The sequence below is a fragment of the Methylobacterium sp. J-090 genome (assembly GCF_022829345.1).
Classification (GTDB): Bacteria; Pseudomonadota; Alphaproteobacteria; order Rhizobiales; family Beijerinckiaceae; genus Methylobacterium.
The window spans coordinates 249,157-266,294 of the sequence record NZ_JAKSXV010000106.1; the positions used below are offsets into that span (position 1 = coordinate 249,157).

13 protein-coding genes and 1 tRNA gene are annotated in these 17,138 nt (G+C 68.3%); 8 read left to right on the top strand and 6 right to left on the bottom strand.

What is annotated here, in order from left to right:
• Positions 1 to 109: 109 nt before the first annotated feature.
• A complete protein-coding gene (locus MKK49_RS22570; protein ID WP_244032163.1) occupies positions 110 to 523 on the top strand; it encodes a helix-turn-helix domain-containing protein in 414 nt (137 codons plus the stop codon).
• Between the two features lie 11 nt (positions 524 to 534).
• Here MKK49_RS22570 and MKK49_RS22575 read toward each other — a convergent pair whose 3' ends face one another.
• From MKK49_RS22575 to MKK49_RS22585, 3 genes are read right to left on the bottom strand one after another with little or no spacing between them, the layout of a single operon-like run.
• On the bottom strand, positions 535 to 1,845 hold the full coding sequence (locus MKK49_RS22575) for a cobyrinate a,c-diamide synthase (RefSeq protein WP_244032165.1): 1,311 nt from the start codon (positions 1,843 to 1,845) through the stop codon (positions 535 to 537).
• Positions 1,842 to 2,639 (bottom strand): precorrin-4 C(11)-methyltransferase, encoded by a 798-nt coding sequence (gene cobM, locus MKK49_RS22580; protein WP_244032167.1) that lies wholly within the window; start codon positions 2,637 to 2,639, stop codon positions 1,842 to 1,844. The genes MKK49_RS22575 and cobM overlap by 4 nt, the downstream gene beginning before the upstream one ends.
• A complete protein-coding gene (locus MKK49_RS22585) occupies positions 2,636 to 3,019 on the bottom strand; it encodes a cobalamin biosynthesis protein (protein ID WP_244032169.1) in 384 nt (127 codons plus the stop codon). The genes cobM and MKK49_RS22585 overlap by 4 nt, the downstream gene beginning before the upstream one ends.
• 825 nt (positions 3,020 to 3,844) lie before the next feature.
• Here MKK49_RS22585 and MKK49_RS22590 point away from each other — a divergent pair.
• Positions 3,845 to 4,864 carry a Hint domain-containing protein gene (locus tag MKK49_RS22590; RefSeq protein WP_244032172.1) on the top strand — a complete coding sequence of 340 codons (1,020 nt, stop codon included), beginning with the start codon at positions 3,845 to 3,847 and terminating at the stop codon, positions 4,862 to 4,864.
• Positions 4,865 to 5,317: 453 nt separating this feature from the next.
• On the opposite strand, the gene MKK49_RS22595 is transcribed toward MKK49_RS22590, so the two are convergent.
• From MKK49_RS22595 to leuC, 3 genes are all read right to left on the bottom strand, one after another.
• Positions 5,318 to 9,301 (bottom strand): glycosyltransferase, encoded by a 3,984-nt coding sequence (locus tag MKK49_RS22595; protein ID WP_244032174.1) that lies wholly within the window; start codon positions 9,299 to 9,301, stop codon positions 5,318 to 5,320.
• Between the two features lie 737 nt (positions 9,302 to 10,038).
• Positions 10,039 to 10,123, bottom strand: a tRNA-Leu gene (locus MKK49_RS22600).
• Positions 10,124 to 10,230: 107 nt separating this feature from the next.
• Positions 10,231 to 11,643, bottom strand: a complete 1,413-nt coding sequence (leuC, locus tag MKK49_RS22605) for a 3-isopropylmalate dehydratase large subunit (protein WP_244032176.1) — start codon at positions 11,641 to 11,643, stop codon at positions 10,231 to 10,233.
• 248 nt (positions 11,644 to 11,891) lie between these two features.
• On the opposite strand from leuC, the gene MKK49_RS22610 reads away from it, so the two are divergent.
• The 6 genes from MKK49_RS22610 to eutC all read left to right on the top strand — a co-directional run bounded on the left by MKK49_RS22610 (position 11,892) and on the right by eutC (position 17,067).
• Positions 11,892 to 12,866: a 2-hydroxyacid dehydrogenase gene (locus tag MKK49_RS22610; RefSeq protein WP_244032177.1), complete on the top strand. Its 975-nt coding sequence runs from the start codon at positions 11,892 to 11,894 to the stop codon at positions 12,864 to 12,866.
• The gene (locus tag MKK49_RS22615) at positions 12,863 to 13,738 is read left to right on the top strand and encodes an AprI/Inh family metalloprotease inhibitor (protein WP_244032178.1); all 876 of its coding nucleotides are present in this window, start codon (positions 12,863 to 12,865) and stop codon (positions 13,736 to 13,738) included. The genes MKK49_RS22610 and MKK49_RS22615 overlap by 4 nt, the downstream gene beginning before the upstream one ends.
• Before the next feature lie 63 nt (positions 13,739 to 13,801).
• Entirely contained in the window at positions 13,802 to 14,551 is a 750-nt protein-coding gene (locus MKK49_RS22620) for a rhodanese-related sulfurtransferase (RefSeq protein WP_244032179.1), read from the top strand.
• A complete protein-coding gene (locus MKK49_RS22625; protein ID WP_244032180.1) occupies positions 14,548 to 14,763 on the top strand; it encodes a SlyX family protein in 216 nt (71 codons plus the stop codon). Before MKK49_RS22620 ends, MKK49_RS22625 begins: the two co-directional genes overlap by 4 nt.
• An 86-nt stretch (positions 14,764 to 14,849) precedes the next feature.
• On the top strand, positions 14,850 to 16,247 hold the full coding sequence (locus MKK49_RS22630) for an ethanolamine ammonia-lyase subunit EutB (RefSeq protein ID WP_244032181.1): 1,398 nt from the start codon (positions 14,850 to 14,852) through the stop codon (positions 16,245 to 16,247).
• 46 nt (positions 16,248 to 16,293) lie between these two features.
• A complete protein-coding gene (gene eutC / locus MKK49_RS22635; RefSeq protein WP_244032182.1) occupies positions 16,294 to 17,067 on the top strand; it encodes an ethanolamine ammonia-lyase subunit EutC in 774 nt (257 codons plus the stop codon).
• Positions 17,068 to 17,138: the final 71 nt, after the last annotated feature.

A 17,138-nucleotide genomic window follows, 5' to 3' on the forward strand; every position in this document is an offset into this window, starting at 1 on the left:
AGCTCAAGGGCGGTTCGTATGACACCGTGCGACACCACTCGTTTTCGACGCGTTTCCGTCGTTGGTCCGGGCGGAAACGTCACGTCAACTTCAAGGACTGAATCGAGAGATGATGCCTAAGCAGACCACCGATGTCGATCGCCTCGTCGGATTGCGGATCACCGCCCTCCGCAAGGCGCGCGGCTTGAGTCAGACCGCGCTCGGCACCGCCGTCGGCGTGACCTTCCAGCAGGTCCAGAAATACGAGAAGGGCCAGAACCGCGTCGGCGCCGGGCGCCTGCGCGAGATCGCCCGCCTCCTTGAGGTGCCGGTCTCGGCGTTCTTCGAGGATGACGACGCCGACGGCACCCAGTCAGACGTCTTCGGTTTCCTCAGTGCCCAGGGCGCCATCGAACTGCTGCGGGCCTACGCCCTGATCGAGAACGACCAGCTCCGCCGCGATGCGCTCGCCATCGTCCGCACCATCTCCAAGATGGGCAAGCCGGCCCCGGGGTCCGAAGCCGCCGAGGAAGCCACCAAGTAGGACGTCCGGGCTCATCCGATCAGGTGAAAGAAGCTTCCCGTCACGCGCCCGAGGCGATGACCGGCGAGCCCCAGGGCCACCCCCTCCGCATCGGTGACACGGGCGAGCGCCGCCGCTTCCCCGGGGGCGGGGGTGCGCTCGCTCGCGTAATGGAACTCGTGGCCGACGAGGCGCGCGCCCGCGCGTCCGAGGGGACCGTCGGCGATAAGGGTCGCGACCCTGTAGCCGAGATGCAGCTTCCGCGTCCGGTAGGAGGTCGCCACCGGGAGCAGCCCCGCCATGGCATGGGTGACCCCCTCGGCATCCTCTAGGCTCTCGCCCAGCACCATGTAGCCGCCGCACTCGCCGTGAACCGGCCTTTCCCGCGCGAAATCGCGTAGACCTGTCAGGAAGGTCACCGCTTCGGCCAACCGCCCGGCATGGAGCTCAGGGTAGCCGCCCGGCAGCCAGGCCGCGTCGCAATCGGCCGGCGGGGCTTCGTCGGCGAGCGGCGAGAACGGGACGAGTTCCGCGCCCTGCGCCCGCCAGCCCGCCGCCATGTGCGGATAGAGGAACGAGAACGCCGCGTCCGCGGCCACCGCGATGCGCTGGCCCGGCGGATTCGGAAGGGCGCCGGCCCGAGGCGGTGGCGTGGTACCCGAGGCGGCGGCCAGGATCGCGTCGAGGTCGAGGCCGGCTTCGGCCAGATCCGCCAGCCGGTCGAGGCGCGCGTCGAGGTCGCTGGTCTCGCGGGCCTGGACGAGGCCGAGATGGCGTTCGGGCAGGGTGAGGCCGGCGTCGCGCATGAGGGCGCCGAGGACCGGCAGGCCGACCTTGGCGAGTCCAGCCTCCACGAGGCGGCGGTGGCGCGGACTCGCGACCTTGTTGAGCACAACCCCGGCAATGCGGATGCGCGGATCGTAGAGGGAGCAGCCCAGCGCCACGGCGGCGGCCGATTGCGCCGCCCCCGACACGTCGAGGACGAGGAGCACGGGCCAGCCGTAGCGCGCGGCAATGTCGGCGTTGGCGCCCGTGCGGCCGGCCCCTGCCACGATTCCGTCGAACAGCCCCATGGAGCCCTCCGCCACCACGATGTCGGCGTTCGCGCCGGCGAGCCCCGCCACCGCGTCGAGCATGGGCTCGGGCATGGCGAAGCTGTCGAGATTGAAGCTCGGGTACCCCGTGGCGGCCGCGTGGAAGGCCGGATCGATGTAGTCCGGCCCGCACTTGGCGCCGCGTACGGCGATCCTGCGGCGGCTGAGCGCCCGCATGAGCGCAAGGGTCACGGTGGTCTTGCCGGAACTCGACCGGGGCGCGGCGACGAGGAGGCCGGGCACGCTCATGCGCGCTCCCCCGCCACGGGGCCGGCGGCGCTCGTACCAGCCTGCGGCCTGAAGCGGCGGTCGTAATCGCTGGAGTAGAGCGCGCTCTCGCGGAACTCCGCCGGGTCGAGGGCGGGACCGACGAGGATGAGGGCCGTGCGCTCGAGCCTTGCCTCGGCCACCAGCCCCGCGATGGTCGCGAGGGTGCCGGTGAGCACGCGCTCGTCGGGCCAGGTGGCGCGGAACACCACGGCCGTCGGGCATTCGGGCCCGTAGAATGGCGTCAGCTCGGCCACCACCCCATCGATGACGTGGATCGAGAGATGGAGCGCCAGGGTCGCGCCCGTGGCGGCGAAGGCGGACAGCGTCTCGCGCTTCGGCATGGCGCTGGCCCGGCCCGAGGTGCGGGTGAGGATGACGGATTGCGCCAGCCCCGGCACGGTGAGTTCGCGACCCAGAACGGCGGCGGCGGCGGCGAAGGACGGGACCCCCGGCGTCACCGTGTAGGGGATGCCGGCTTGGGTTAGGCGCCGGGTCTGCTCGGCGAGCGCGCTCCAGATCGACAGGTCGCCCGAATGCAGGCGGGCGACGTCGAGGCCGGCCGCGTTGGCGGCGGTGCATTCGGCCACGATGGCGTCGAGGTCCAGCGGCGCGGTATCGACGATCCGCGCCCCCGGCGGGCACCAGCCCAGGATCTCGGGCGCCACCAGGGAGCCGGCATGGAGGCAGACGGGGCAGCGCGCGATGAGATCGCGCCCGCGCACGGTGATGAGGTCGGCGGCACCCGGGCCGGCGCCGATGAAATGGACGGTCATGGCGCCTGAGTGACGGATTCCGGCGCGAGCGCAAGGGCGCATGTCGCACCGAGGCTCGCGATGCGGGGAAGAAGGAGGGCGGCGCCCACGCCCGCGACCGCCAGGGCGGCGGCCTCCGCAACGGACCCGACGCCCCGTGTCGCCGCGATGCGGGACGAGCGGGTGACGATTTGACCGTCCACGGCGATCATCGCCTCGGCCGAGACTCCGATCAGGGGCACGCCCAGGGTGGCGGCCACGGCGCCGATCGCGGGCTCGCCCGCCCGGTCGACAGGGGTGGCGAGGCATCCGAGGGGCACGCCTCGGGTGGCGAGTGCCTGGTGGACGAGGGCAAGAATCTCGTCGGCCGACGTGGCGTGGCGAAACCCGATTCCGGCCACGCAGGTCTGTGGCGGGTGCTTTTCCGTCGGCGGTCCATCTTCGAAAGGGTCGCACACCTCACCCTGTCCCTCTCCTTCCGGGAGGGCGGACCCGCATGTCGTCCCGCCCTTCGGCGCCACGCGGGATCGGCCGACCCCGTCAGCCGCAAAACCATATCCTGTCCGTGTGCATCGGGAGCCTGCCCGAGAGGTGCTTAACAGGGAGTGGCTTGCCAGGGGAATGAGCCCTGCCACGATGGGGGCCCGTGCGCCTGTACCTCGATCTGGCGCAGCTTCAGCACAACCTGTTCTGCACTCGTTCTCTGACCTCGCCGCAGGTCCCGCTCCTCCGGTCCTGGCTGATCCTCTCAATCAGCCCGGTCCAAAGCCGGTCGCTCAGGTCAGGTGGCTGTGCGGTGCATACTGCCTGAACCCGATGGCCGCGACCTCGCTGGCCCTGACGGCTATCGCGCCATGTGAAGCCGATGATTCTTCAAAGCACATTCGAGAGTCGTGATCGGCAATCCCGTTGCCGGAATATCCCGCTGTGATCTTCGTATTTCACCTGGATACTTTGTATATTTTTGGAAACTTGTTGCTTGCGCGCCACGCAGTCAATGCTTCTAAAGGCGGGACCAGATTGATTGCGCAAAATGGCCTTTCGGAACTTTATGATCCCGTGCGGTTCTGCCATGACAGGGAAACGTACTCGGCCGCTTTTGTGGAGCTTCTATAGAGGCTATCGGCGATGGATTTCCGATGAGGATTTGTCCCTGGCTCGCGATTAGCTAGAGGCATGAGTACAAATCAAAATTTATAAGCTGTAGAAGCTGGGAGGGTATCACAATGGCTTTGCCACTCGTATTCCGCAACACTGTGTTCCAATCTGGTTTTGCCGGCACGGACGATGGTGCACCTTCTGCGACTTTCCAAGTCGATGACGCTACGACCAGTCCCCTGACTGTAAATGGGACGGTCAACGCAGTCGGCGACCCCATAACGGTCACCGGCACCCTGCCGGGATCTACGGGTTCTTCGACGTCGACGTTCTACGCGACGCAGTACGACAATGGATCGATGATCCAGTTTACCAACTCGCAAACCGGCGCCGGTGCTGGATCGACTCGCCTGATCCTCTCGAATTCACAAGTGTTCGGATCGGGGTCGGCGAACAGGACACGCTTCACGGCCGACTCGAATGGCACCTTGGGTGATTATGTGGCGCCTGTCTGCTTCACGACCGGCACGCTGATCCGTACGGCGCGTGGCGAAGTCGCTGTCGAGGATCTATGTGTCGGCGACGTCGCCGTGACCGCCTCGGGCGCCATGCGCGCCGTCATTTGGATCGGACATCGCGAACTCAGGGGCGCCGGCCAGCCGCTGACCCATGATCAGCAGCCTATCCGTGTGCGAGCCGGTGCTTTCGGGCCGGGTCTGCCCGCCCGGGATCTGCGTCTCTCATCGGGCCACCCCGTCCTCGTCGGGGCGGATGCGGACAGCCAGGGCGGCGCCCTCGTGCCGATCATGTGCCTGATCAACGGCACCACCATCATCCGCGAACCGGCCACGAGCGTTACCTACTGGCACGTCGAGCTCGATGCCCACGACATCCTGCTCGCCGAAGGTCTGGCGGCTGAGAGCTACCTCGATGGGGGCGACCGTCCGTTCTTCGTCGAAGGCTCCGACCACGCGCTGCACAATCCCGACTTCGTGGTGCCGGGCTTGTCGGGCCGTTGCCGCCCGGTGGCAGTGGACGGCCCTTTGGTCGAGGCGGAGAGGGCGCGTCTCGATACGGTATTCGCCGCGGAGCTGAGTGGGCACAGTGCCTGGGACGCCAGCAACGGACTCGCAGCACTCGTTGCGTGAGCCGAAGGACGATGGAACTGCGAGGGAGCTGAGACGCGAACGTGCGATCTGGCTCCCTCTCATACCTCTTCCGGTTGATCACTTCTGATCGAACGGTCGCGTCGGTGCTCCCTCTCCTGGAAGGAGAGGGTTGGGATTAGGTGTGGTCCCTCTCCGGAAAGGTCACACCTCACCCTGTCCCTCTCCTTCCAGGAGAGGGGACCCGCGTTTCACCGCCTCCCCGACCTGATCAAGCGGAAACCGTATCACGCGACGCCTTCCTGGCACGCCGGGCCTCCGACAGGCGCTTGGCCCGGCTGACGCGCGACATCGGCCTTCCCGAAGGGCACGGTCTTGAGTTCGGCCCGGTCGACAATCCCACGCCGCTGCCCGGCGGCCTTCGCATCACATTCGTCGACCGCGATCTCGATGCGGGGGCCTGCCTTAGGCGGCGCCGATCTGTGGCGCTTTAGATCACGACGGTTTGGATGTGATGATCTCATGGTACAGTTGAAGTAGATCATCACCTTGATCCGCGGTGGTTCGTACAGAGGTCCGCACAATGGGCGGGCTCTGACGGAAGCGCTCCGGGTCCGCGTCGATGCGCGACAGGACCCTACGTAAGCCATCCGGCGATCCGACGTCGATTCGGAATCCATCGACATTGTCGGTCAGATCGGCTCCGATTGCGCCCCGGTCGCTTGCGATGACCCAGAGCCCGGCAGCTCGCGCTTCACGTGTGACAAGGCCATAGCTTTCCGGCCACAGGGACGGCGCGAGCAGAACGTCGAGCTCGGCATAAAGCTCGGCAACGGCGTCTTGCGGCTGCCGCCCGATGAGCCGAACCGGTGTGGTGCCCCAGATCTCCGTCGCGCTTTCCTCGGGCGCGCGGGCGTGATCGACCAGCGTCAGATCGAGGTTCGCGAACGCCCCCGCACGCAGGACGGACTCGATCAGCGTCGCGCCCTTGTGCGTCGTACGCCCGCCGACCTGTCCGAGGCGCACACGGCCTACCGCCCCCTGACGACGCGGAACGAAGGACATCGCCGGAATTCCGTTCGGAACTGCGACGGTTCGCGGATGACCGGCCGCCTGGTAGAGGCGGGCGAAATTCTCCGACACGGCAAGGAGTGCGTGAGCGCCGTCGAGCAGCCGTCCGAGTTTCCGCCTGCGGCCCAGCGAGGCGATCGGGTCGAGAGACCGGTCCGTCGCGTCCACCAACGGATCCGCAGAGGGCGTATGGACCTGTCCGTCCGCATCGACGAGGAACTGGAAATCCGAGATCCACCACGCATCGTGCAGGGTGACGACGTAGGGAATACCGCGTGTGCGGACCGATTCCACCACGGTGCCGGTCAGGTGCTGCACGCAGTGAACATGGACGAGATCGGGCGCGAATCGATCGAGAAGTCCCTCGAACGGGTCCCGCATCTTCGGGTCGAACGGTTGCCAACCCCCATGCTCGACCCGCAACGGCGCAATCCGGTACACCGGAACGCCACGGTAATGGTCGACGCGCGTGCCGTAGGCCGGATCGGCGCCGTCGTCGGCCGCTGCGACCGCGAACTCGAAACGGTCGCCGGCGCGATCAAGGAAATGATCGAGGTTGTCGCGCACGACCCGTGTCGCCCCGCCCACGAGCTGAGGGGGAAAATAGACGTTGAGGATCAGCACGCGGAGCTTTCGCCCCGCCACCGCACGGTGATGTCGTGGGCGAGACACACCGATACGATGTGTGTCGCGCACCTGGGTTCGGGGCGGGGGCAGCGCACGGGCGAGGACCGCGACGGCTTGATCCAACCCATACTCGCCCAGCGCCTTTGCACGGGCCCGCTCGCCGATTGCCCGTCGCAGGGTGCCGTCCACGATCAATCGGTCGAGGGCCTGCAGCCATTCCCCGGGCGTATCGGCGAGAAGCGCGTCGTTCCCATCGCTGAGAAGCTCCCGGTAGGTGCGCGTACCGGAGACGATCGAGGGGATGCCGCACATCGCGGCTTCCAGCCACTTGATCTCGCTCTTGGCGTCCGCCATGGGGCCGCGCACGAGCATCGCGAGGTTGATGTCGGCGCCGGAAAGCACCTCCCAGTAGGACGCGACGTCCGCACAGAAACCGAGCTGCCGTACCCGGTCGGCAAACGGTACAAACCGCGGATCGAGATGGAGGTAGCCGGCGATCACGAGCCGCACATGCGGATGGCGGGCCAGCACTTCCACCAGGGCGGGGGCGACAAGGACGGTGAAGTCGCGGTTATGTGCCTTCGTGCCCGATCCGTAGAACAGCGTCACGGAGCCTGCCGCGAACGCCCTCGCGGGTCGCGCGAGGAAGGGATCGTTGCGCTGGTCGAACCCATTTCGCAGAACGTGGCAGATTCCGCTACGAAGGTGGGGCCGCATGGCCTCGGCGAGCGCTGGGGTCGATGCGATCCCGGCGTCGCACAGGCGCAGGGCGTAGCGGAACAGCGGCACGCCATATTGAAGCTCGACATAGTCTTTTTGGGTGATCTGCCCCTCAAAACTCTCGAACGGATCGGGATAAGACGCGGGCTCGAACAGGAGATCGTCGATCTCGTAGAAAGTGGGTAGCCCCAGGGCCTTGGCATAGAGGATCGCGTGCAGCACTCCGGGAATGGCCGCGACCCTGTAGAAGATCACCGCCGCTGCCAAATCGAGGCTTGGGCGACATCGATCCGCCTCGTCCTGCCTGAACAGTTCGACGTCCCATCCGCCATGCTCAAGCTGCGCGCACTTCTGGACGACCCGGTAGTGGTCGCACTGGGGCAGGTCGCGATTGGCCACCACCACGATCCGACCGTTGCTGGGGGGCGCAAGCCGTCCCGGTAGAGGGTCGGCAGTCGCGATCACGATCGCGAGGCGGTCGAGGCAGGCCGTGAGATGGGCATCGGCTTCCACCCGCCGGCCGGCCGAATAGAGGGCTCTGGCCTCGTTGCTGATGTTGGCAAAGACCCGCGCGATTGTCTGATGGGCCGCGTTACGCCATTCGAACGCCCCTCGAAATTTTTCGGCCGAGCGCTCGATCCGGTCGAGCGCCGCCTCGTTTGCGTCGGTGGCAAGCCCGAGTGCAGCGTGGATGTGGGTCCACAAGCCGGCGCTCGCCAAGCTGGCCGCCGCCGCGTAGTCGGCGGTCGCCTCAGCGTCGCGTCCGAGCGTCCGCAATGCGTCGGCGCGCTGGTGAAGAAGCCGTCCTTCCCCCGGCGCGAGGGCAAGCCCCCGCTCCGCGGCCTGCAACGCAAGGGCGTGATCGTGCCGCATCAGATGATAGTCGCTGACTCGGCTGAACAGCCTTGCGCCACCTGACCCGTGAATCGCACGATGCTCGACGAAGCCGGCCTCGACAAAATGCTTCAGGGCCGCGAACCGGCCCGGTGGGGGGGGATCCAGGTCGGCGGCCAAGCCCGCCCGGTAGGCCGCCGCGTCGAAACAGTTAGGGAACCTGTCCTCGCCGATGAGCTGAGCCAGAGCGCTTCCCTCGCTGCCCGGAAGGCCATCGACGATGCCGAAGCTCAGCCAGTGGCGATAGAGATCGGCATCGCGCGAGGGAGCCGGCCCCGAAAGCTGCGAACGGTAGAAGATCGGATCGAACGTCGCTTTCAGGGAAATGAGGGCCAAGCGCTCGACGCCCTGTTCGAGGAACAGCCGGATGCCCTCGATGCGAGACCGCGGAATGTAGGGCAGCCAGCTCGCGTTCAGGATGGCGAATTCGTAGAGCATGAAGTGGTCGAGCACGGGCTCGGGCAGGACACCCGCGTTGGCAGCGATGGCCCGGAGGCTCGCAAGATCCCTCTCATCGGCCGCGTTGCGAACACGTCGGTAGGGGCGACCCTCGAACTGCCCGTACCTCAGGTAATGCTCCTGGAGTTCCCAGGGCTCGCGCTTGTCGGCCAAGTCCCCGTAAAGCCGACGGTAGTGGCTTGGCACGAAATCATCCGGCAGCGGCCCGAACTCGGTTTGAAGGGAGGCCACCAGGGAAAGCGCGTTCGGCGCACGCCCCTCACGGCGGCCGAACTTCAGGTAATGCCAGTTCAGTTCGTCATCCGGGATACCGGACAGATCGCCGTAGCGGCGCTGGTAGAACGCGGCATCGAAATCGTCCGCGAGGACGTACGCCCGGCCTTCGCGGCGCCCAAAGCGCAGGTAATGCTCGGCGAGCGCCCAGCCTTCATGAAAATCGGTCAGATCGTCGTTGAGCAGGCGATAACGCTCGGGCTCGAAATCAGCCGGGAGCGGGCCGAACTCCGAGTTGAGAGCCGCCATCAGGGCGCGGGCATTGGGAAATCGGCCCTCGTGGCGACCGTGCGCCGCGTAGTGCTTGAATAGCGTTCTCTGATTCGGGAAGGCAGAGAGGTCTGTGTAGTAGGCGCCGTAGAAAGCTGAATCGAAAGTCTTTGTAACAAATTTCTTTGTTTCGGGTCGCCTCCGAAACAACCGTCTTACAAACATGCAATATTTCTCCGACCCGCTGATTGTATGAAGTCAGATACGCATCGAGCCGACAAATGAAGCGACGAGGTACGGTTTAACCCGGGCCGCGCACCTGCTTTTCATCCGTGGTGCGGTTGGCTGCCGTCGCCGGTCGGGCATCGATGCCGGTAGCACGAAGACCCGTCCCTGGGTACCGGCGCCGGACAATGCCACGATGGCGACGCTTGCATCCAACGTCGTGTCGGTTGGCCGGGCGGGACCCGAAAGCGCCTCGCGTTCGATCTGTTGCTCTACGCGGACCTGCGCCGCAGCGATGCCGTCCCCTCGGCCGACCGCACGTCCGCAAGGGCGAGTTCACCCTACGCACCGAAAAGACTGGGATGGTGGTCACTGCCCCGATCCTGCCGCCGCTCGCCGCCTCTATCGCGGCCGCGCCAACTGGAGAGCTCACCTTCATCGTGACGGATCGCGGACGTCCCTTCACAAAGGAATCGTTCGGCACGTGGTTCGGGAAGGTGTGCCGAGAGGCAGGGCCCGGGCTCGGCTCATGGCCTGCGAGCCACGCGCATCAGAGGCCGGCGCCAGCGAGGCGCAGCTCAACGCCCTGTTCGGATGGGCCGACGGGAGCCGGGAAAACGCGACCTACACGAGGACCGCGAACCGCGCCCGTGAGGCCAAAAGAAATCCCGCACCGGTATCCCGGGTGCGGGATGAAAACCTAAAAGCGATTTGATTTCCGTGACTTAGAAATCAATTGGTGCCCAGGAAAGGACTCGAACCTTCACCTCTTGCAAGACTGGTACCTGAAACCAGCGCGTCTACCAATTCCGCCACCTGGGCTCGCCGGAGCCGCTCGCGGCGCCGACGTGGGTTCGTTTAGGCGGAGCGGGGGCACCCGTCAATCGAGATTTTGCCCCCGCTCCCTCTTGCGCTCCCTCTGGGTGCGGTCAGGCCTCGGGCCAGTCGCGGATATCGACGAAGTGGCCGGCCACGGCCGCCGCCGCCGCCATGGCGGGGGAGACGAGGTGGGTGCGGCCGCGGTGGCCCTGGCGGCCCTCGAAGTTGCGGTTCGAGGTCGAGGCGCAGCGCTCGTCGGGGCTCAGGCGGTCGGCGTTCATGCCGAGGCACATGGAGCAGCCCGGCTCGCGCCAGTCGAACCCCGCCGCCTTGAGGATGCGGTCGAGGCCTTCCGCCTCGGCTTGGGCTTTCACGATGCCGGAGCCCGGCACCACCATGGCGGAGACGTTCGCGTGGACCTTGCGGCCCTCCACCACCTTGGCCACCGCCCGCAGGTCCTCGATGCGACCGTTGGTGCACGAACCGATGAACACACGGTCGATGGCGATGTCGGTGATCTTGGTGCCCGGGACCAGGCCCATGTAGTCGAGGGCTTTCTCCTTCGACTGGCGCTTGTTCTCGTCGAGGATCCGGGCCGGATCCGGCACGGCGCCGGAGATCGAGACCACGTCCTCGGGGCTGGTGCCCCAGCTGACGATGGGGGGGAGGTTGGCCGCATCGAGCCGCACTTCGCGGTCGAAATGCGCACCCTCGTCCGAAACCAGGGTTTCCCAGTAGGCGCGCGCACGTTCGAACGCCTCGCCCTGCGGGGCCTTCGGCCGCCCCTTCACGTACGCGACGGTGGTGGCGTCGGGCGCGACGAGGCCGGCCCGCGCGCCGCCCTCGATGGACATGTTGCAGATGGTCATCCGGCCCTCCATCGAGAGGGCGCGGATGGCCTCGCCGGCATACTCGATAACGTAGCCGGTGCCGCCGGCGGTGCCGATCTCGCCGATGATCGCCAGGATGATGTCCTTCGCCGTCACGCCGGGCGGCAGGGTGCCGTCCACGGTGACGCGCATGTTCTTCGCCTTCTTCTGCAGCAGCGTCTGGGTGGCGAGGACGTGCTCCACCTCCGAAGTGCCGATGCCGTGGGCCAGCGCCCCGAAGGCGCCGTGCGTCGAGGTGTGGCTGTCGCCGCACACGATGGTCTGGCCCGGCAGGGTGAAGCCCTGCTCGGGACCGATGACGTGGACGATGCCCTGGCGCCGGTCGAGGGCGTCGTAGAACTCGATGCCGAAATCGCGCACGTTCTCGGCGAGCGCCTCCAGCTGGATGCGGCTCTCCGGATCCTCAATGCCGAAGCTGCGATCCGAGGTCTGGACGTTGTGGTCCACCACCGCCAGCGTCTTCTCCGGGTGGCGCACCCGGCGCCCGGCCACGCGAAGACCCTCGAACGCCTGCGGGCTCGTCACCTCGTGGACGAGGTGGCGGTCGATGTAGAGGAGGCTGGTGCCATCCGGCTCGACATCGACGACGTGGTCGTCCCAGATCTTGTCGTAGAGGGTGCGCGGCGCGGTCATGGTTGGGTTGTCTTCGCGTTTCTCGGCGGGCCTCGGTGCCCAGGTTCCCTTTAGTAATGTTCCAGACCGTTCGGCGAAAGTGGGGCGTGGGCCCCAGTCGGATGGCTGCGGCGAGGTTTTCGCATGACGAGGCCCGGTGCGGGTGTCCGCACCCCCTCACTGGACCGGCCCCGGTCCACGGCTTAAAGCGGACGGGTGGCCTCCGAGGCCGCACACCGGCGTCCCGAAGGCCCGCCAGAAGGTCCCCCATGCTGCCCGTCGATCTGCTGCTGCTCAAACCCATGCAGCCGAGCGTCATGGAGGCCTTGGCCGAGCACTTCACCCTGCATCGGGCCGACACCGCCCCGGACCGCCAGGCATTCTACGCTGAAATCGGCCCACGCATCCGCGCCATGGCGACGGGGGCGCAGGCGCCCGTGGACGCCGTCCTCCTCGGGCACCTACCCAACCTCGAGATCGTGGCGAGCTTCGGGGTCGGCTACGATACCATCGACACCGCCGCGGCTGCCGCGCGCGGCATCGTGGTGACGAACACCCCCGACGTCCTGTCCGACGAGGTCGCCGACCTCGCCCTCGGCCTGCTGCTCGCCACCCTGCGCCAGATCCCGCAGGCGGACCGTTACCTGCGGGCGGGACACTGGCCGAGCAAGCCCTATCCCCTCACTCCAACCCTGCGCGGGCGAACGGTGGGCATCCTCGGCCTCGGGCGCATCGGCCGGGCCATCGCGACGCGGCTCGAAGGGTTCGGCGTCGCAATCGCCTATCACGGACGCCGCCGGCAGGCGGAGGTGCCCTACGCCTACCACGCGTCCCTCCTGGAGATGGCGCGGGCCGTCGACGTGCTCATGGTGGTGGCGCCGGGAGGACCGGAAACGGACGGCCTCGTCGGAGCCGACGTGCTGGAAGCTCTCGGGCCGCAAGGCATCCTCGTCAACGTGGCGCGCGGCAGCGTGGTGGACGAGGCCGCCCTCGTCGCCGCCTTGGCGGCCGGAACGATCCTCGGGGCCGGACTCGACGTGTTCGCCCGCGAGCCGCACGTGCCGGCCGAGCTCACCGCTATGGACCACGTCGTGCTCCTGCCGCATGTCGGTTCGGGCTCGGTCCACACCCGCGCGGCCATGGGCCGTCTCGTGGTCGAGAACCTCACTCACTGGTTCGCCGGCCGCGGACCGCTGACCCCAGTACCGGAGACGCCCGTACCGGTCCGGAGCGCGCGGGCGTGAGCGCCGCCGCATCGGCCTTCGTGCTGGGATTCTGCGCGGCCCTCGCGGTGGGCGGCACGGCCGTCGCGCAGGAAGCCCAGCCGTCTCAGGCCGTTCGGGCGCCGACGGAGGCGCCGGTTTCAGAGGCCGTCCCCGCGCAGCCGTTCATCGAGAGCCTGCCCAAGGACATCGCCGGGGTGCCGGGCACCTGGGACCTGTCCCGCGACGGCAGCACCCGGCGCTGCGTCATGACCCTGTCGAGCGAGAGCGGCGAGGCCGGGCGGCGCCTGTCGTTTCCCGCCGGATGCCGCCGCGCCCTGCCGGTGCTGAACGGCGTCGCCGGCTGGCTGTTCACCGACGGCGCCCTGCGCTTCGTCGACAAGAACGTCCGGCCGGTCCTGCCGTTCACCCGCCGGCCGGACGCGCGCAGCCTCGTGGCGCAATTGGAATCCGGCGAGCATTACAGTCTCGTGCCCCTGCAGATCGTTGCCATGGTGCCCTCGGCGCCGGCTGTGCCGCCGGCCCCGGGGACGCCGACTTCCCCGTCCGGCACCCCCACATCCGCGCCGCTGGGGGCCGAAACGGATCTGGGCGGCGCAGCGCCACCGGCCGGTCTCTATACCCTCGACCGCTACCGCGATCCGGACGTCTGCCGCCTGGAACTGACACAGGCGCCGCCCCCCGCGCCCGTGCGCGTCCTCGACGGGTGCCGCGACAGCGGCCTCAGCGTGTTCGATCCCGTCTCCTGGCAGTTCGCCCGGGGGCGGCTCGTCCTGAACGCCCGGCGCGGCCACACGGTCAACCTCATCCCCACGGGGGACGGACGCTGGCGCCGCGATCCGGAGGTGGGCGTCACCTTCGTCCTGCGCCGGATCACGACGCCATCGCCGTAGGGACCGCGCTCGGGTTTGCCCCTCTGGTTTGCCCCTGGCTCGCCCCCGGATTATGCCGTCGCGATGCTCACCGTCGCCGCCCTCTACCGCTTCGTCGATCTGCCCGATGCGAACGCGCTCCGCGCGCCCGTCGAGGTCCTGTGCCGGGATCTGGGGATCACCGGCACCCTGCTGCTCGCCCGCGAGGGGATCAACGGCACGGTGGCGGGCGAAGCCGGAGCCGTGGAGACGTTCCTCGATGCCCTCCGCACCGGGCCGCTGTTCGGCGGACGCCTCGGCGACCTCGACGTCAAACTGTCCTCGGCCGACGCGCCGCCGTTCGGGCGCCTGAAGGTCCGGGTCAAGCCCGAGATCGTGACCTTCGATGGCGGCTCCACCCACCCGGCCCTGGCCCCGGCGACGCCCGTCGCCCCCGAGGCCTGGAACAGGCTCCTCGACACGCCGAATCTCCTTCTCATCGACACCCGCAACGCCTTCGAGGTGGCGCTCGGGAGCTTTCCCGGTGCCGTCGATCCGGGCACGAAGCGCTTCGGCGCGTTTCGCGCCTACGTGGACGGGCTCGACCCGGCGGCGCATCCGAAGGTGGCGATATTCTGCACCGGCGGCATCCGCTGCGAGAAGGCCGGGGCCTACATGCGCGCGCAGGGGTTCGCCGAGGTCCACACCCTGGCGGGTGGCATCCTGCGCTACCTCGAAACGGTGCCGGACTCCGAAAGCCGCTGGACGGGCGACTGCTTCGTCTTCGATGGCCGCATCGCGCTGGGCCCCGCCCTCGTCGAACGGCCCGACCACGCCCCGGAGACCCTGCGATGAGCGACCCCGACCTCGGCGCCCGCATCGACGCCCTGGAAATGCGCCTGACCGAGCAGGACGTGGTCATCGACGATCTCAACGCCACCATCACGGCGCAGTGGCGCCAGATCGACGCCCTTGCGCGGCGGATGGCGAAGCTGGCGGAGGAGATGGAGGAGGCGGGGAGCCGCCCGGGCACCAACGCGCCCGAGCCGCCGCCGCCGCATTACTGATCGCGCGTGCCGTCCGGGATTCGGGGCAGCCTCGACAGGTGCCCCGGGCTGTGGCTTCGTAGGTCTCCGGTGCGGGAGACAGGGCCATGGCCTACCGGTGCGACCTCGGCGGCGAGCGCCACAGCTTTTCCGACCTCAAACATGTGCTCGCCGCCGCCTCACCCCGGCGCTCGGGCGACGAGCTTGCGGGGCTAGCGGCCGCGAGCGATGCCCAGCGGATCGCGGCGCGGCGCGTCCTCGCCGATCTACCACTCAAGGTGTTCCTCACCGAGGCTCTGGTCCCTTACGAGGACGACGAGGTCACCCGCCTCATCGTCGACACCCACGATGCCGTCGCCTTCGCCCCCGTGGCGCACCTCACGGTCGGGGGTTTTCGCGATTGGCTGCTGTCCCACACGGCCACCTCCGAGGTTCTCGCCGCCCTGGCGCCGGGCCTGACCCCCGAGATGGCGGCGGCGGTGTCGAAACTCATGCGGGCCCAGGACCTCATCGTGGTGGCACGCAAGTGTCGGGTGGTGACGGCGTTCCGCACCACGATCGGCCTGCCCGGGCGCCTCGGCACGCGGCTTCAGCCCAACCACCCCACCGACGATCCGCGCGGCATCGCCGCCTCCGTCCTCGACGGCCTGCTCTACGGCGTGGGGGACGCCTGCATCGGCATCAACCCGGCCACCGACAGCGTCGAGAATGCCGGCGCGCTGATGACCATGCTCGACGAGCTGCGCCAGCACTACGCGATTCCCGCCCAGACCTGCGTGCTGACCCACGTCACCAACGCCATCGCCATCATGGAGCGCGGCGCCCCCGTCGACCTCGTGTTCCAGTCCGTGGCCGGCACCGAGGCGGCCAACCGGGGCTTCGGCGTCGATCTCGCGGTGCTGGCCGAGGCTCACGACGCGGCCCGGAGCCTGAAGCGCGGGACGGTGGGCGACAACGTGATGTATTTCGAGACCGGCCAGGGCGCGGCGCTGTCGGCCGACGCCCATCACGGCGTCGACCAGCAGACGGTGGAGGCTCGGGCCTATGCCGTCGCCCGCGCCTTCCGGCCGCTGCTGGTCAACACCGTGGTGGGCTTCATCGGCCCGGAATACCTCTACGACGGCAAGGAGATCATCCGCGCCGGCCTGGAAGACCATTTCTGCGGCAAGCTGCTCGGCCTGCCGATGGGCTGCGACGTCTGCTACACCAACCACGCCGAGGCCGACCAGGACGACATGGACGGGCTGATGACCCTGCTGACGGTGGCGGGCTGCAACTTCCTCATCGCCGTGCCCGGCTCCGACGACATCATGCTCAACTACCAGAGCCTGTCGTTCCACGACGTGCTCACCCTGCGCACCACGTTGCGGCTCCGCGCCGCCCCCGAGTTCGAGGCGTGGCTCGAACAGATGGGCATGACCACGCCGGACGGCGGCATCCGCGAGCTCGAATCCCGGCACCCGAGCCTGAACCGCCTCATCGACCGCGCGAGCCAGGTCGTATGATGGTGTCGGATCGGGAGATGGGCTTGGATCGAGGAAGGGATTTGGCATGAGCGACGGCACGCCCGCCACCGCCGCCGACCGTTGGGCGATCCTCCGGTCGGCGACGTCCGCCCGCATCGGTCTCGGACGCCGGGGCGACGCGATCCCCCTGGAGGCGGTGCTGGATTTCCAGCTCGCCCATGCCAGGGCGCGCGACGCCGTTCATACCACCCTCGATGTCGCGGCCCTGGAGGACGCTCTGCGGCCCCATCCGGTACTGCGCGTCCGCAGCGCCGCCCCCGACCGCGCGACCTACCTGCGCCGGCCCGACCTCGGCCGCACCCTCGACGCGGACACCATCCTCGATGGCGCGGAGGACGGCGTCGATCTCGTTCTCGTCGTGGCGGATGGCCTGTCGGCGACGGCCGTACAGAGTCAGGCCGCCCCGTTGATCCACGCGTGCCTCGCGCGCCTCGACGGGATCTCGATCGGCCCCATCGTGGTTGCGAGCCAAGCCCGCGTCGCCATCGGCGACCCCATCGGGGAAAGGCTCGGGGCTCGCCTATGCGCCGTCCTCATCGGCGAGCGTCCGGGCCTCAGCGTCGCCGACAGCCTCGGGATCTATCTGACCTACGGACCACGCCCGGGCCGGCGCGATTCCGAGCGCAACTGCATCTCCAACATTCACACCCGGGGCGGTCTCTCCATCGACCGCGCCGCCGACACGCTGGTCTGGCTCGCCCGCGAGTCCCTGCGGCGGCGCGTGACGGGCGTTGCCCTCAAGAATAGCCTCGGCGCCGAACCGGCCGCCCCCGTACTCTCGACCGAGACCGAGGGGTGATCTCGCATCGCGGAACCACAGCCGGGCTGAAAACTTGAGACAGCGCCGGCTGTTCCTTGGGGACGTTGGCG

Coding starts and splice junctions, on each gene's coding strand:
- MKK49_RS22570 (WP_244032163.1), top strand. CDS start 110: ATGATGCCTAAGCAGACCACCGATGTCGATCGCCTCGTCGGATTGCGG.
- MKK49_RS22575 (WP_244032165.1), bottom strand. CDS start 1,845: ATGAGCGTGCCCGGCCTCCTCGTCGCCGCGCCCCGGTCGAGTTCCGGC.
- cobM (WP_244032167.1), bottom strand. CDS start 2,639: ATGACCGTCCATTTCATCGGCGCCGGCCCGGGTGCCGCCGACCTCATC.
- MKK49_RS22590 (WP_244032172.1), top strand. CDS start 3,845: ATGGCTTTGCCACTCGTATTCCGCAACACTGTGTTCCAATCTGGTTTT.
- MKK49_RS22595 (WP_244032174.1), bottom strand. CDS start 9,301: ATGTTTGTAAGACGGTTGTTTCGGAGGCGACCCGAAACAAAGAAATTT.
- leuC (WP_244032176.1), bottom strand. CDS start 11,643: ATGACCGCGCCGCGCACCCTCTACGACAAGATCTGGGACGACCACGTC.
- MKK49_RS22610 (WP_244032177.1), top strand. CDS start 11,892: ATGCTGCCCGTCGATCTGCTGCTGCTCAAACCCATGCAGCCGAGCGTC.
- MKK49_RS22620 (WP_244032179.1), top strand. CDS start 13,802: ATGCTCACCGTCGCCGCCCTCTACCGCTTCGTCGATCTGCCCGATGCG.
- MKK49_RS22625 (WP_244032180.1), top strand. CDS start 14,548: ATGAGCGACCCCGACCTCGGCGCCCGCATCGACGCCCTGGAAATGCGC.
- MKK49_RS22630 (WP_244032181.1), top strand. CDS start 14,850: ATGGCCTACCGGTGCGACCTCGGCGGCGAGCGCCACAGCTTTTCCGAC.
- eutC (WP_244032182.1), top strand. CDS start 16,294: ATGAGCGACGGCACGCCCGCCACCGCCGCCGACCGTTGGGCGATCCTC.